Consider the following 15,660-nt stretch of genomic DNA (forward strand, 5'->3'; position numbering starts at 1 on the left):
ATGACTGAAGATTATTTCAGCAAACATACACGATGTACTGTTTATTAAGTAAATTTGAACATATCTAATTGGATAACCATGTCAAAAATCCGTTTGTTGCTGTTACTGAGTTTATTCTTCACTTTTAGTTGTACAAATACCAATAGTCAAATGCTTGATAAGACTACCGTTAAAGAACTTGACCTGAACCGTTACCTCGGAACCTGGTACGAAATTGCCCGTTTCCCGCATTCATTCGAGAAAAATATGGTTGGTGTTACAGCCACTTACAGTTTGAGGGATGATGGCAAAATCAGAGTTTTGAATCAAGGTTATAAAAACACTCTGAATGGAGAACTTTCGGTTGCTGAAGGCAAAGCTAAAATTCCAGATCCATCTGAGCCGGGAAAGTTGAAGGTTTCTTTTTTCTGGATTTTCTATGGCGATTACAATGTGCTGGAATTGGATGAAAATTATCAGTACGTGATGATTGGCAGTTCAACGGATAAATACTTCTGGATTTTGAGCCGGACTCCGCAAATGTCTCCTGAAACTTATGAAATGCTTTTAGAAAAAGCCCGCAAACGTGGATATAATCTGGATAAGTTGGTGAAAGTTTCTCAGAAAGAGAATTAAATCTATTTATAGTAATACAATTACTTATGAAATCAATTGTTGTAGTTGTACTTGTTTTCAGTTTGATACTGAATTTTTCATTTGGATTCGCTCAGGATTCAAAGAAGAATAGTGAAAAGCTTGTTTACAAGTTCAACATCAAGGAGAACATTGCGCCTGCCATATGGCGGCAAACCAAGCAGGCTTTTGCTGAAGCCAATAGTTTGAAAGCCGATTTGATCCTGATTCACATGAATACTTATGGCGGAACGGTGGTTGATGCCGATTCTATCCGTACCCGCATTCTGAACAGCAAAATCCCGGTGGTAGTTTTTGTCGATAACAATGCCGCATCGGCTGGCGCTCTCATTTCACTGGCCTGCGACCGGATTTATATGCGTACTGGAGCTTCGTTAGGTGCAGCAACTGTTGTGAATCAGACGGGTGAGAAAATGCCCGACAAATACCAATCTTATATGCGCGCTACGATGCGTGCAACAGCTGAATCGCACGGGAAAGATACAATCATTTCGGGACAAGATACTACCTACCGATGGAAGCGCGATCCGCTAATTGCTGAAGCGATGGTTGATGAGCGGGTATATATAAAAGGGGTAATCGACACTGGCAAAATATTGACTTTCACTCCTGCCGAAGCCATGAAAAACGGCTATTGCGAGGGGATCTGCGAAAGTGTTGAAGAAGTGCTGAAGTTGAATCAGATGGAGAATGCCCGTATTGTGGAGTACAAGCCAACCAAGCTCGAGATTTTCCTGGGGTTCATGGTTAACCCGGTTGTTTCCGGAATTTTGATCATGCTGATTTTGGGCGGAATTTATTTTGAAATGCAGGCACCCGGAATCGGGTTTCCGCTTGGAGTTGCCGTTGTGTCAGCGGTCTTATATTTCTCGCCGTTGTACCTCGAAGGTTTGGCTGCCAACTGGGAAATTCTGATGTTCATTGTTGGTTTAATCCTGATAGCGCTTGAAATATTCGTCGTTCCTGGCTTTGGAATTACAGGCATTTCTGGAATTACATTAACCTTTTCAGGATTGGTTTTGAGCCTGATCAAGAATGTCAATTTTTCGTTTGACGAAGTACAAGGCAACGACTTGCTTATTGCTTTGGGAACTGTTTTTCTCGGGTCAGTTGGTGGGATTAGTCTGGCTATTTATCTGAGTCAAAAAATGTTTACCGCCGAAACCGGACGGTTTTCTCACATGTCGCTTAAAGAAGTGATGAGTCTTGAAAGTGGTTATCTGGGTGTTGACCCGGAACTGCTTTTGCTGAAAGGAAAGAGCGGCATGGCAGTTACGACTCTACGACCTTCAGGAAAAATAGATATTGATGGCCAAACCTACGATGCCATGGCCGTGTCGGGAATGATTGACAAGGGAACAAACATCGTGGTCACCAAAGTGGAAGCGGCCCAATTGTATGTAGAAATAGATTAAACGTTTAGTTGATTGAATATTCAGCAGAAATTACCACTCTTACTTTTTTGTATAAATCGTTGGTTCCTGAGGCAAATCCGCCTTCGCCTCCTGAAAGTGATGCAGTACGATCAACAATGGTAAACAAACCCTGATTGGCTTTTTTCAAACTACCCAATTTCGAATCGTTTTCGTTTGCAAATTGTTGAGCTGCTTTACGCGCATTTTGCGTGGCTTCGGTAATCATTTCAGGTTTAATTTCGTTCAGCTTGGTGAAATAAAATTGAAGTGGATTTCCATAATCGCTGTTCGATAAAAATACGCCAACCTGAAGCAATTCACCTGTCATTCTGCTCACTTTTTGCAATAAGTCAACATTGTTACTCCTGATCTGAAAATTCTGTGTTATCAAATATCTGAAAGCATTGCCTTGCTGGAAATTATCGTACTGTTGCGCCTTTTTATCGGTTACCACAATTCCTTCAACCACAATTTCTTCTTGTTTAATCTGGTTCTGAAGCATAAAGGCAATTACTTTATTTTTGGCCTCATCAACAGCTTTGCTTCCTTCCATCAAATCGTTATTTGCCATTCGGGTCTGAATGATCCAGACTGCAAGGTCGGCTTTAACTTCCCGTTCAGCGAAACCTTTAACGCTAACACTCCGGTCTTCCGCCTTAAAACGTTGCAGCGATCTTCCAATAAATAGAGCACTAATACCAAAACTGACGATAAGCGCAATTGAAATAATCCAGATACTTGAAGTTTTCATAAGTTTCCCTTTTTAAAGTTGTATGCGTTGTTTCACATTTCATGCCAGAATTTGAAAAATTCTCTGGCGAATCGCTATTTATTGTTTCCCGAAACGTTTGATCGCATCTTCTATTATAGTGATTGTTGCAGTTGCACCGCATCTGGAGCATCCGGCAGCCTGAACGGCAAGCAATTGATCCAACGTGCGAACACCACCGGCAGCTTTTACTTTTACCTTTGGGCCAACACTTTTTTTCATGAGTTCCAAAATTGGAACAGTCGCTCCAACATAGTTGTAATCGCCATTGGCCTGTTTCACAAATCCAAATCCTGACGAGGTTTTCACATAGTCGGCGCCCACTTCGGTACAAATCTGGCAAAGTTTAACAATGTCAGTTTCTTTGGTCACGTAGTCGGTTTCGAAGATCACTTTTACAATTGCCCCGTTGCGGTGACAAGCATTAGTAACCGATTTAATTTCATCAGTAATATAGGTCCAATCGCCCAGCAAAGCCTTGCCAATGTTGATGACCATATCAATTTCAACTGCTCCGTCTTTGCAGGCAGTTTCGGCTTCAAAAACTTTTACCTCAATTGCCGAATTTCCGGCCGGAAACCCAATGACACAGCCAACCAATACATCGCTTGCTTTCAAGAATTCAACGGCTTGTTTTACGGCGTAAGGTTTTACACACACTGAGGCTACATCGTATTTTCGGGCGACTTCACATTCCCGTTTTAAATCGACATCGGTCATTGTTGGATGAAGGATCGAATGATCTATCATTTTGGCGAGTTGATATACTACTTCGTTCATTAGATTAAATGTTTAGGTTGTTATAGTAATTCCAAAATTTCTGAAATCGATGAAACGGTACTGAAATCGGTTGTTCCTGTTGAATCATGATGGGTTTCGTGTTGCCATATTACTTCAAATGGAACATGAATGGCGCTTGCTCCGATATTGAGAACTGGTAGAATATCGGATTTTACAGAATTACCTACCATCAAAAATTCGCTGGGCTGAATGTCGAGGTGGGAGAGGAGCTTTCTGTAATTGTTCTCGTGTTTGTCGCTCATGATTTCGATGTGGTGGAAATAATTAATCAACTCCGATTTTTGCAACTTCCGCTCCTGATCGAGCAAATCGCCTTTGGTAGCGAGTATCAACTTGTATTTTCTCCGAAGTTTTTGCAGCACATTCTCAACACCGTCGAGTAATTGAATAGGCATATTTAAAAGGGTTTTGCCTATATCTATAATGCGGTTTATTTCTTCTGAAGTAATTTTAGCATCTGTTATTCTGATTGCAGTTTCGACCATTGCTAAAATGAATCCTTTGGCGCCGTAACCATAGATTTCAAGGTTCTGCATTTCAGTTTTGAACAACTCCTTCGATGTTTCAGCTTCATCAAGATAGCATTTCATAATCTGGCAAAACTCCCTTTCTACATCCTGATAAAAAGGTTCGTTTATCCATAGCGTGTCGTCGGCATCGAATCCAATAACTTTAATTGATTGAAGCATTTAGTTAATCGTTTAATTATATATTAGTTTGACTGTCCGGTTTGGCCTTTTTTTTAAGGTATTCGTTGGTGCTGAAATAGGCTTTTGCCATCAAATAGCCGAAAGTAATACCGATTAATGAGCCAGCCAAAACATCACCCGGATAGTGCACTCCATTGTAAATGCGGCTATATGCCACAAGAAATGCCCAAAGGAATAGTCCGTATTTTAAATATCTGAATTTTGAATCGAGTACAAAACAAAGAAAAGTTGCCAACCCAAAAACATTAGCTGCATGTGAGGACGCAAAACCATACAATCCGCCCGGGCCGGCTTTGCTTAGGTAAATTAATCCGGATAGCGACGGCTCATGCGAAGGACGTAAGCGTTGAACGGTATTTTTCAGCAAACCCGAGGCCGTTTGGTCGCAAAGAGTAATCGTCAGAGCCACAAAGACAAGCATCAGAACTCCCTGCATTTTGTACCGTCTGATCATCAGGAAAATAATCAGCAGGTACATCGGGATCCAAATCAATTTATCGCTTAGCCAATACATCATTGGATCAAAAAAAGCATTGTGGCTTCCGTTGATCAGCATAAATAATTGAGTATCTAATTGTTTCAGGTATTCCATCTTGTTTTATCTTTAAGCTTGTAATGTTGATTCTGCTCGCAAAATATGAAAAGCGCAATTGAATCCGGTTATTCAGGTCGCCGGGTCAGATCATATAAAATGTCAACAACATCGTTGACGACTTTTCGGCAAATAATTTTGTGGTGTTTCCGCTCGGCTACATCGGCTTCAGAGGCGTGTTTTTTTAATAATTCAGCACAAATAGTAGTTCCGTGAATATCTTCAAATAAATGATTTAATTCACGAACCTTTTTGTACGAGGCCAGTTTGGTATCCAAGTCTTTTGGATCCGAATTGCCGTAAGTTAAACCAAGTACCATAAATCCGCCAGTTACTGCACCACATTTCTGGCGCAACCGCCCCATTCCGCCGCCAAAGGTCGAAGAAATGAGTTTTGCCGTATTTTCGTTTAAATCTAATTCTTCGGAAAATGCCAGAAGTACCGATTGCGAGCAGGCATATCCTTCGTCGAAGTAGGATAGGGCTTTAGAGATAGTGTTTTCCTTTGTCATAATTTTTTAGTTCATGCCATCCGATCTGAAATCGAGTAATATCTTAATGTTTTCGGCTGGATTCTCGTCAAGTATTTCAAATCCACGCTGGGTTTGCGAGCCATGCAGGATTTGTGAAATTAATGCTTCGGGTTTAAACCTGCCATTTTTTAGGTGTTCAATTGCTTCAGCAAACTCGCCGTGGCTAACCCGCGACGATACAATTTTTGCTTCTTTCCAGATTAGCTCTTTGAATACGATTGGAGCTGGTTCGTTACCCAGACCAAGAACGCAGACTGTTCCGCCTCCGCAGACACTTTGAATACATCCGCGAACCGGATTGATCAAGCCATCAATATCATGGGCATGTCCAACTGCCTCAAAAGCAATGTCAACTCCTTTGCCTTCGGTTTCAGCTTTAATACGTTCCACCGGATTTTCTTTGGAAGCATTAATTGCAATGACATTCTTGTAATATTTTGGGCCAATAGCCAAACGCGATTCTAAAATATCGACCATAAAAACAGTATTGTCGGTAACCGTGCGCACCGCTTCCAGAATGCAAAGGCCAACTTTTCCTGACCCCCAGATTACAATGGTATCGCCTTCCTTTACATTGGCGCGGTTTTTTGCATGACAGCCGATGCTTAGAACTTCGACCAGTGCCACATGTTCATCCGGAATATTCGCCGGAACTTTATACAACATGGATGGCGGTAGAGAAATGAATTGGGCAAATCCGCCATCCGAATCAATGCCAATGAGTTTTAGGCTTGTACATGCCGGATAATGACCTTTTAAACAGGCAGGGCATTTCCCACACCAGATGATCGGATCTGGAGCTACCTTGTCGCCAACAGCCCAGCCTTCAACACCATTGGCTACTTCAACAACCAATCCACCAAATTCATGTCCCATGATCATCGGTGTTTTGGTTCGCGGGTGAAATTCGCCTTTGTGGATGTGCTGATCGCTTCCGCAAATACATCCATAAGTAACCTCAATCAAAACTTCTCCGGGTTTACAGGTCGGTTTTTTCACATCTAACCATTCCACCTTATTGTATTCTGTTAAAACAGCAGCTTTCATACCGTTGGTTTTGTTGTTGTAATTCAAATTAAGTTTTGAAGCCTATAACAAAGATAATGATGCATGGGAGACTGCTATCATAAGTATTATAGTTTTGTTTGGAATTTTCTACAAAAAGCTAAGCTATAAATATGGTCATAAAAAAGCCCCGACCTCTTTCGAGGCGGGGCTTTTTTATATTTTCAGTTGAATTATGCCTGAGAAATAGCAACAGCAACTGCTACACTGGCGCCAACCATTGGGTTGTTACCCATTCCGATCAATCCCATCATTTCAACGTGAGCAGGAACTGAAGAAGAGCCTGCAAACTGAGCATCAGAGTGCATACGTCCCATGGTGTCGGTCATACCGTAAGACGCAGGACCAGCAGCCATGTTGTCGGGATGCAACGTACGGCCTGTTCCGCCGCCTGATGCTACCGAGAAATATTTCTTTCCTTGTTCGATACATTCTTTTTTGTAAGTACCTGCAACAGGGTGTTGGAAACGGGTAGGGTTGGTTGAGTTTCCGGTGATAGAAACGTCAACGCCTTCGCTATGAAGAATAGCAACACCTTCGCGAACATCGTTGGCTCCGTAACAATTTACTTTGGCTTTATCACCTTTTGAGTAAGCGATACGTTCAACTACTTTCAATTCGCTGGTGAAATAGTCAAAATCTGTTTGCACATAAGTGAAACCATTGATACGGGCGATGATTTTAGCGGCATCTTTTCCCAATCCGTTCAGGATAACGCGCAATGGTTCTTTGCGAACGCGGTTGGCAGATTTGGCAAGACCAATTGCGCCTTCAGCGGCAGCAAACGATTCGTGACCAGCTAAGAAAGCGAAACATTTGGTTTCTTCTTTCAGCAACATGGCAGCCAGGTTTCCGTGACCGATACCTACTTTACGATCGTCGGCAACCGATCCGGGAATGCAGAAAGCCTGCAAGCCTTCGCCCAAAGTAGCGGCAATGTCAGCAGCATTGGTTTGTCCTTTTTTGATAGCGATAGCGCCGCCCACGATGTAAGCCCACATGGCGTTTTCGAAAGCGATTGGTTGAATGTCTTTTACAATTTTGTAAACATCCACGCCTTTGTCTTCGCAAATTTTTCTGGCTTCTTCACATGAAGAAATGCCGTAAGAATTCAACACTTTATTGATCTGGTTGATCCTTCTGTCGTAACTTTCAAATAATGGCATATCTGTTTCTCCTTATTCTTTACGTGGGTCAATTACTTTCACTGCATCTTCCATACGGCCATATTTGCCTGAAGCTTTTGTTAAAGCCTCGTTGGCATCCATACCGGTTTTGATCATGTCCATCATGCGGCCAAGGCTTACGAATTCGTAACCAATGATCTCGCTTGATTCGCTCAAACCGATTTTAGTGATGTAACCTTCAGCCATTTCGAGGTAACGAGGGCCTTTTGCAACAGTTCCGTACAAAGTACCGGTTACACCGCGCAAACCTTTACCTAAATCTTCCAGGCCGGCGCCAATTGGCAGACCGCCTTCAGAAAAAGCTGTTTGGGTACGTCCGTAAACAATTTGTAAGAACAATTCGCGCATAGCGGTGTTGATCGCGTCGCAAACCAAGTCGGTGTTCAACGCTTCCAGAATGGTTTTTCCGGGAAGGATTTCAGAAGCCATAGCAGCCGAGTGGGTCATACCGGTACAACCGATTGTTTCAACCAATGCTTCCTGAATGATACCTTCTTTCACGTTCAGTGTCAGCTTGCAAGCTCCTTGTTGAGGTGCACACCAGCCAACTCCGTGGGTCAATCCCGAGATGTCTTTTACTTCTTTGGCTTTTACCCAACGTCCTTCTTCAGGAATTGGAGCCGGGCCATGATTCGCTCCCTGAGCGACACAAATCATGCCTGCAACTTCATGTGTAAAACTCATATAGTCTAATTTTTAATTTGAAATATATTGAGAACTCAATTTTTTATTAATACTTATAATTCATGTCCGTCAGCTAAAGCAGACGGCAAAGGATAACACTTCGATTGTAGTTTAACGCTTGCAACAGCTTTTTACTGAAAATTGCGACTGATTACTCTACATCCCGAACATCCTTTTTTCTCCTGTTTTATACAGCAATACATTCGTCTTTTCCAGCGTTACCAAACATCCGTATTTCATCGTTTCGAGCTGTGGACGGATTGTTTCGTAAAACGAATTGATTTTATCTTCTTCGTCAACCAATTCAACTACCAATGGCACTTTGTCGCTCACTTCCCAGAATTTGTAGGAATGGATGACTGAACTTGCCCCGAAACCCATAATACCTTTTGTTACGGTAGCTCCGGCAATTCCTTTCTTTTTCGCCTGAAATACTATGTATTCATATAAAGGCTCTTGATTGATCTGGTCGGTTGAACCAATAAAAAACTTTAATACACATGCTACTGTATTGTTTTCCATATTAGGTTAGTTTAATGATGAAACGTCCGGCGTAAACAGCCATTAATCCAATAAATACACTGAGCGAAGTATATAATGCAAAACGAATCCATTCCTGCTCGCGACCTAACAAAAAGGCATCATTTGAAAAGCTTGAGAATGTGGTAAAGCCGCCACATATTCCTACTGCAAGGAACAGTCGGATGTCGGCGCTTAAGAAATCGCCTTTTTCGGAAATGCCATAAATTAAACCAATAAGCAGACATCCAACAATATTAACGATAAACGTACTCCATGGGAAAACAGAAGTAACATTAACTTGAAAGTAGCGGGAAATGAGAAAACGAGCAACCGTACCGATGAATCCACCTAGTCCAACAATCAAAATAGATTTTACCATAAAATTACGTTCTAAATAACTTATTCATTGGTAGATGTCATCAGCCTGAACTTGCGTTACGGCGGTTAAAGGCAGACCTCATTGCCGACCACAAATATAATTATTCGAAAAGATTGTGCCTGATCCTGGATGTGGAAATACGATGGGAGTAAGTAAAATTGATAAAGAATTCATATTCATCAGCGGATGTTTTTTTTTATCCTTTGATGAAAGATAAGGCTAGTGATGTTGAAATGAAATCAGGTAATCAGGAAAAAATAGACTGATCGTTTATTCTAGTTCGGGTGGATGAGTTACTCGATTTGTTGAGAAGGACATTCAGTAGAAATAATTGCCAATAAACTTTCAAATTCGGGTTAGATCGTAGCGAAAAATCGATTAAACATGACGAGTAAAACTAATTCAAATAGCAGGATCGAAATTGTAGTCGATAATCTCAGAAACAATTCAAATGATACTTGAATTTTAAAGTTTTACGCTCATGTTGAAAATGTTGCAATCGATATTTTATATTTTTTTTGCGCCAATCCTTGCAAAATAACGACTTCTAGCTTCTTTAGGGTCAGCTCCGACTGCGATATAAATTCTTGTTTTGACATCAATAATTACTTCTTGTAACTTGGTCAAATCAGGAGTAGTAAAACTCGGTTGTTTCTTTTCGAACATTTTAATTTCTTTCTATTAATGAATACTACACACATTTAGAATAAACCTATTCTGGTATCAGTACCTGGGAAATAAGGCCTGATCTCATTTTTGCTGGTATAAAACGGATTATTTATCTTTTAGAAAAGACCACGTATTAAGATCTATATGCACAAACGTGAAAACTTCAGAAAAGTTGTAAAAAATCAAAGGTACTATTTAAAATGGTGTTACCATCTCTTGAGTTGTAAATACAACAATCATTTGATGTTGCGGCTTGTGATCTTATTTTTCAGGGACAAAGCTGTTAATCGATCGAAAACACGCAAAAAAAAGGGAATCCAAGGACTCCCAATTTTTAAATGATATTTTCTAAAATTTAGCATTTAGTTAAGCTTCAAAGTTCCCACTTCTCGATACCTGAATGCCATATTTTTTTAATCTTCTTATCAATGAATCTCGCGTGATTCCTAATAATTCGGCTGTTTTATTTTGATTGTAGTTTTTTTCTATAAGTGCCAGACGAATTAGATTTAATTCATTTTCTTCCAAGTTATAATTGATTTTTGCCTGCGGCGAATCTGTCTTATTGGAGGTATTAGTCATGAAATCACTTTCCGACAAGTATTCATTTTTGCATAAGATCAGGGCTCTTTCAACCATATTTTTTAACTCTCTTACATTTCCAGGGAAAGAATAATTCTTTAAAAAGCTAATGGTCGTCTTTTCTATTTTAGGTGTAGGTTTATTTAGTTTTCGGGCAAACTCCGAAGCAAAATGATTGAGAAGCGGTTCAATATCTTCAATTCGCTCGCGCAATGGTGGAATTTTGATGTGAATCGTGTTTAGCCGATGTAACAGGTCTAACCTGAACTTTTTTTCTTCGATTAATTGGTTAATGTCGTGGTTTGTCGCGGCGATTATTCTAAAATCGGTAGCAATTGGTTCTGTTTCGCCTACCCGGGTTATCGTTTTTTCTTCGATGGCTCTTAATATTTTGGCCTGAAGATTAATCGGCATATCGGCGATTTCATCCAGGAATAGAGTGCCTTGATTACTAACCTCAAAAAATCCTTTTTTGTCGACAATTGCTCCAGTAAATGAACCTTTCTTATGGCCAAAGAATTCACTTTCTAAAAGAGAATCTGTTATGGCACTGCTGTTTACTGCGCAGAAAATATTGTCTTTCCTGCTACTTTCGTAATGAATGATGCGCGCAACATTTTCCTTGCCAGTTCCACTTTCTCCGGTAATTAGTACACTTGTATCTCTGTATTTAGAGGCAGTCATGGCCAATTCCAGAATATCCTTGATTTGTTGACTTTCGCCAATGAAATCGCGCTTGATCTTTTCTTGCAGGTTTTTGAAATAAGCGAGGTCTTTTCCTCCATATTTTTTATGACTCGTTGAAGATCTAAAAATTTGCGAGTTCTTTGGATGGCTATTTGTATGTCAGTATGTCGAAATGGCTTTTTAAGGTAATCAATGGCTCCGTTTCTTAATGCTGTAATTACGGTTTCCATGTCGCCATGAGCAGAAACAATAATGACTTCCAATTTAGGATAACTTTGCTTAACCTCTTTTAAAATATCCAGCCCGCTGATTCCTTTTAACCGAACATCCAGAATAAGCAAGTCAATATCCTGACTTTTCAATATTGCCCGGCCTTTGTGTACATTGTTGGCTGTAAATGAGATGTATCCCTGATTGAGAAGAAATTCTTCAATCTCTTCAGTGAAATTGATCTCGTCATCAATAACAAGCACTTTCATTTGAGCATTTAATTGATGATTTTCGGGTTTTCCAGTAGTATTAAACATGACTGAAAGTGTTTTTTTTATTCATGAAATCTTGAATTGGAATTTTCAATGCTATGATTGTTCCTGTTTTAGGATTGCTTTGAATTTCAATTTCGCCACCTAATTCCTTTATAATGCCATATGAAATTGATAATCCCAAGCCGGTACCTTTCCCGGGCTCTTTGGTTGTAAAGAATGGTAGCAATACTTTATCAATATTTTCCTGAGAAATGCCTATTCCATTATCTTTAATCTCAACGAGAATAATATTGTTCTGTAAAGCGGTTGAAATCTCAACTCGCTTTTTGAATTTGCCGCAATTTCTTTTTTTCTTCTCTTCTATTGCATCTTTCGCATTGACAAGCATGTTTAGTATAACTTGTTCGAACCGGTATGCATTTCCGGATAAAGTTGGTATATTTTTGAATGGATGAAAAGTCAGATCAATTTCTTTATGCGAGAATTGCTCGGAAATCATTGATATACAGTTTTGAATGCTTGCATTGATTTCAAAATCTGCTTGAACAAAGTCATCCTGATCTCTGGAAAAAGTTCTCACATGATCTATTATTTTCCTGATCCTGGTGATGTTGTCAAAAACCTTATTAATTTTTGTTTTAAGATAATCTTCGGTTATTGTTTTGGCATCAATAGAATAAACAATGTTGTCAATAATCAATGAAATGGTATTTAGCGGCTGGTTTATTTCATGTGCCATTCCAGTTGCTAATTCTCCGATTCCAGTCATTCGTTCTGTATGTCGTAACTGTTTTTCGATTAGTTTCCTTTCCGAAATATCTCTGATGACTGACATAAATGCTTTTATTTCACCGTCATTCCCTTTTATCTGTGTTGTGCTTATTTCTCCAAAAAACTCGGTCTGATCAATCCTTTTTAGTGCGATTTCAAAATTCTGAATCATTCCATGCGTCAATGTTGTTTTACAGATTTTTGTTAAATCATCTTGCGACTTTTCTGGAATAAAATTCATAAAATGCATACCTTCAATTACAGTTTTACAACCAGCTAATTCTTTTGCTACATCTGAGGCCTCTATTATCTTTCCCTCTAAGTCAGTAATGATTATTCCATCCGGAGAAGTCTTTAGCAATGAGTGATACAATTCCTCAGACTCGATCAGAGCCATTTGAGCTTCTTTCAGTTCAGTAATATCAGTCATTGAGAGCAAACATTTTTGATTTTCATCAATCATTGCACCTTTAAGATATACATAAACCGATTTTCCTGAAGTTGGCTTTAGCTTTACTTCACATCCAGTATGTTCTTTATTTTCAAATACATTACCTAGAAATTTCTTCAGCGTGCTATGCGATTCTCTTGCTACGAATTCTTTTAAGTTAAGATCAATTAACTTATTAAATTCATTTCCCAAAAGCTTTGAACCTATAAGGTTTATTTCCAGAATACTTCCTTTAACATTTATTGTGCAATAGCCAATTGGCGCTAAATCATATAGTTTGAAATATTTTTTTCTTGATTCTTCTGTTTCAGTTTGAGCAAGCCGTAAAGCCTCATTCTGCAACTTCATTTCAATCTGTTTCTTCTCAAGTTCAATTTTAGATTCTTGCAATGATTCTTTGCTTGCTATCAGGTTCCTTTTTTGTCGGTCCAGTTCAAGAAATATTCTCACCTTGCTGATGAATATCGTTTTATTTACTGGCTTTGTAAGATAATCGATGGCTCCATTATCATAGCCTTTAAACATCTGAATTTCATCTGAAGAATATGCTGTCAGAAAGATTATAGGTAATAAATCTCTGTTCGGTAAATTCCTTATGTTACCAGCAAGTTCAAAACCATCCATTTCTGGCATTTGTATATCAAGAACGGCCAGCGCAAAATTATTTTCATTTAAAAGTGAAAGAGCTTCTTTCCCCGAAGTTGCAAGGTAAATATTGGCATCAACATCTTTCAATATCGTTTTTAATACCGATAAATAAAAGGAGTTGTCGTCGACTATTAAAATTTTCGAAATTTCGTTATTTAACATGATATTGATTGAGTGGGAGAAGTCTCATTTGTAAAAATATATAAATATTATCGCAAATTATTTCAAAAGATGAAATAGACTCAATTATTTATGAATGCACAGAAGAACTCGTGTGATACATTTGTCAATTTTCATTTGGCAGCGAAAAAAAGAACTTACTTCCTTTTCCTGGTTCGCTTTCAACCCAAATTTTTCCCTTATGCATTTCTATAAAATCGTTACACAAGATTAATCCCAATCCACTTCCTTTTTCGTTGGCGGTGCCTGGAATTGAGACTTTTTGATTTATATGGAAGAGTTTTCTTTTCGTTTCTGAATTCATACCTATGCCATTATCGGCAATAATGATTTCAGTTTGATTGTTTAATGAATGAGCACTTATGGTTATGATTCCTTGAGGGTTTGAATATTTGATTGCGTTACTTATTAAATTCCTAAAGATTGAGGTCAGCATTTTTGTATCCGCAAATATCTCAAATTCGCTTGGTATAGCGCAATTTAGCTTTAATTGTTTAAGAAATAGAACCGATTCTAAATTTTCTGAAACATAATTAATAATTGGACATAGTTTTTGTTGTTTTGGTTGAAAAGGTATTGTGCCAGTTTGCACTTTTGACCATTCCAATAAATCATCTAATAATTTAAGTGTTCTATTCGCATCGTCCTCAATGAGACTTAAATAGTTTTTTCTTTCACTGTCACTAAATTCCTCATATTGAATTAGTAATATGTCTAAAAATTCGATAATGCTGTTGAATGGACTTCGCAAATCATGGGCAATAATAGAAAAGAATTTGTTCTTGGTTTCAATTAATTCTTTCAATTTATTTTCTTTTTCAGACAAATTGACTACTAACTTTTGGAATCTTTCTTCGCCTACGATCACGGTTTCTTCCGCTTTCTTGCGGGATGTTATATCATTAATAATCATTTGAACTGCCGGGAAACCGTTGTGCGTAGTTCTGATTAATTTAATTTCAGCATCAAATTCATGACCATTTGTTCGAAGCAACTTTTCTTCAAATGTCGTTTCAATTTGACCAAGCGTAACCGATTTATTTTTTTTTATATAATTCTTCCGCGATCTTGGTGGTATAATCTTGTTAATCCTCATTCCTTTAACTTGAAGTGGTGATTTTTCTTCAAGCATTTGACGACCTGCCTGATTTATAAATTCAAATCTGTTGTTTTGAATTATAGCAATTAATGAAGGATAGCTTTCTATCAAACTGGCGAATTGTTCTTCTTTTTGTTTGAAGTTTTCTTCAGCAAGTTTATATCTTGTGATATCTTGAATTGTTCCGTATGACCGAATCGGATTGCCCTCAATGTCAAAATCGCTACTACAAATTTCATTGATCCATTTAATTCGCCCATCATTGAAACGTAGCCGATAGTTGATTTCAATAGGTTTTCTGCTTGTTTTTAATTCTTCCTGTGCCCGAATCTTTATTTGGCGGTCGTCTGGATGCACAACTTCGAGATAATTTGAAAAACTGGCGCCATATTTTCTCGCATCAAGCTCAAGAGTTTCAAATATTTCATCCGACCATATGAGTTTATTGTATTCATGGTCGAGAAACCACCGAGCCATGTGAGCATTGATCTGTGCCCTTTCCAGAAATTTTAAATGGATTTCTTCATCCCGTGGATATGCATATATAATTTCATAGGGATCATTCAATTCTTCATTGATAATATTGGAAATTGATGACTTTGACTCTGTCTTTTTCATCTGTCAATTATTCGTTTTTCAATAACCATATGAAACTTGCCCAAATGGACATCATCTAGCGCCAAGTATGTTTCCTCAGGACTCGTTTTATGAGCTTTTGTTTTTAATACGCCAGTTTTGTAAAATAGATTCACCTAACATGATTAAATAACTCTTGACACTAAAAAATGTTTGATATTG

Annotated in this window: 17 protein-coding genes and 1 riboswitch; of the genes, 2 read left to right on the top strand and 15 right to left on the bottom strand. The window is 38.6% G+C overall.

Going from position 1 to position 15,660, the window contains the following annotated elements; genetic code table 11:
• The first annotated feature begins 78 nt into the window (after positions 1 to 78).
• The gene (locus AQPE_RS22225) at positions 79 to 615 is read left to right on the top strand and encodes a lipocalin family protein (protein WP_318348676.1); all 537 of its coding nucleotides are present in this window, start codon (positions 79 to 81) and stop codon (positions 613 to 615) included.
• A gap of 26 nt (positions 616 to 641) precedes the next feature.
• Positions 642 to 2,048, top strand: coding sequence for an NfeD family protein (locus tag AQPE_RS22230; RefSeq protein WP_318348677.1), 1,407 nt, complete (start codon positions 642 to 644; stop codon positions 2,046 to 2,048).
• A 4-nt stretch (positions 2,049 to 2,052) separates the two neighbouring features.
• Here the strand turns inward: AQPE_RS22230 and AQPE_RS22235 are convergent, their stop codons facing one another.
• From AQPE_RS22235 to AQPE_RS22305, 15 genes are all read right to left on the bottom strand, one after another.
• Positions 2,053 to 2,799: an SIMPL domain-containing protein gene (locus AQPE_RS22235; RefSeq protein ID WP_318348678.1), complete on the bottom strand. Its 747-nt coding sequence runs from the start codon at positions 2,797 to 2,799 to the stop codon at positions 2,053 to 2,055.
• A gap of 78 nt (positions 2,800 to 2,877) precedes the next feature.
• On the bottom strand, positions 2,878 to 3,597 hold the full coding sequence (gene deoC / locus AQPE_RS22240; protein WP_318348679.1) for a deoxyribose-phosphate aldolase: 720 nt from the start codon (positions 3,595 to 3,597) through the stop codon (positions 2,878 to 2,880).
• 20 nt (positions 3,598 to 3,617) lie between these two features.
• Positions 3,618 to 4,307: an HAD family hydrolase gene (locus AQPE_RS22245; RefSeq protein ID WP_318348680.1), complete on the bottom strand. Its 690-nt coding sequence runs from the start codon at positions 4,305 to 4,307 to the stop codon at positions 3,618 to 3,620.
• Between the two features lie 16 nt (positions 4,308 to 4,323).
• Positions 4,324 to 4,920 carry a phosphatase PAP2 family protein gene (locus AQPE_RS22250; protein WP_318348681.1) on the bottom strand — a complete coding sequence of 199 codons (597 nt, stop codon included), beginning with the start codon at positions 4,918 to 4,920 and terminating at the stop codon, positions 4,324 to 4,326.
• 68 nt (positions 4,921 to 4,988) lie between these two features.
• On the bottom strand, positions 4,989 to 5,432 hold the full coding sequence (locus AQPE_RS22255) for a C-GCAxxG-C-C family protein (protein ID WP_318348682.1): 444 nt from the start codon (positions 5,430 to 5,432) through the stop codon (positions 4,989 to 4,991).
• A 6-nt stretch (positions 5,433 to 5,438) separates the two neighbouring features.
• On the bottom strand, positions 5,439 to 6,500 hold the full coding sequence (locus AQPE_RS22260) for a zinc-dependent alcohol dehydrogenase (RefSeq protein ID WP_318348683.1): 1,062 nt from the start codon (positions 6,498 to 6,500) through the stop codon (positions 5,439 to 5,441).
• 191 nt (positions 6,501 to 6,691) lie between these two features.
• Positions 6,692 to 7,684 carry a GGGtGRT protein gene (locus AQPE_RS22265; RefSeq protein ID WP_318348684.1) on the bottom strand — a complete coding sequence of 331 codons (993 nt, stop codon included), beginning with the start codon at positions 7,682 to 7,684 and terminating at the stop codon, positions 6,692 to 6,694.
• A 12-nt stretch (positions 7,685 to 7,696) separates the two neighbouring features.
• Positions 7,697 to 8,389 carry an iron-sulfur cluster assembly scaffold protein gene (locus AQPE_RS22270; protein WP_318348685.1) on the bottom strand — a complete coding sequence of 231 codons (693 nt, stop codon included), beginning with the start codon at positions 8,387 to 8,389 and terminating at the stop codon, positions 7,697 to 7,699.
• A 156-nt stretch (positions 8,390 to 8,545) separates the two neighbouring features.
• On the bottom strand, positions 8,546 to 8,911 hold the full coding sequence (locus tag AQPE_RS22275; protein ID WP_318348686.1) for a DUF190 domain-containing protein: 366 nt from the start codon (positions 8,909 to 8,911) through the stop codon (positions 8,546 to 8,548).
• 1 nt (position 8,912) lies between these two features.
• On the bottom strand, positions 8,913 to 9,290 hold the full coding sequence (gene crcB, locus AQPE_RS22280; RefSeq protein ID WP_318348687.1) for a fluoride efflux transporter CrcB: 378 nt from the start codon (positions 9,288 to 9,290) through the stop codon (positions 8,913 to 8,915).
• A 24-nt stretch (positions 9,291 to 9,314) separates the two neighbouring features.
• A riboswitch (Fluoride riboswitch) is annotated at positions 9,315 to 9,385 on the bottom strand.
• A gap of 412 nt (positions 9,386 to 9,797) precedes the next feature.
• Positions 9,798 to 9,956: a hypothetical protein gene (locus AQPE_RS22285; protein WP_318348688.1), complete on the bottom strand. Its 159-nt coding sequence runs from the start codon at positions 9,954 to 9,956 to the stop codon at positions 9,798 to 9,800.
• A 369-nt stretch (positions 9,957 to 10,325) separates the two neighbouring features.
• Positions 10,326 to 11,225, bottom strand: coding sequence for a sigma-54 interaction domain-containing protein (locus AQPE_RS22290; RefSeq protein WP_318348689.1), 900 nt, complete (start codon positions 11,223 to 11,225; stop codon positions 10,326 to 10,328).
• Positions 11,222 to 11,755: a response regulator gene (locus AQPE_RS22295; RefSeq protein ID WP_318348690.1), complete on the bottom strand. Its 534-nt coding sequence runs from the start codon at positions 11,753 to 11,755 to the stop codon at positions 11,222 to 11,224. The genes AQPE_RS22290 and AQPE_RS22295 overlap by 4 nt, the downstream gene beginning before the upstream one ends.
• Entirely contained in the window at positions 11,748 to 13,745 is a 1,998-nt protein-coding gene (locus AQPE_RS22300) for a PAS domain S-box protein (RefSeq protein WP_318348691.1), read from the bottom strand. Before AQPE_RS22300 ends, AQPE_RS22295 begins: the two co-directional genes overlap by 8 nt.
• A 124-nt stretch (positions 13,746 to 13,869) precedes the next feature.
• Positions 13,870 to 15,480 carry a sensor histidine kinase gene (locus AQPE_RS22305; RefSeq protein ID WP_318348692.1) on the bottom strand — a complete coding sequence of 537 codons (1,611 nt, stop codon included), beginning with the start codon at positions 15,478 to 15,480 and terminating at the stop codon, positions 13,870 to 13,872.
• Positions 15,481 to 15,660: the final 180 nt, after the last annotated feature.

Origin of the sequence: Aquipluma nitroreducens, assembly GCF_009689585.1 — a bacterium.
GTDB lineage: Bacteria > Bacteroidota > Bacteroidia > Bacteroidales > Prolixibacteraceae > Aquipluma > Aquipluma nitroreducens.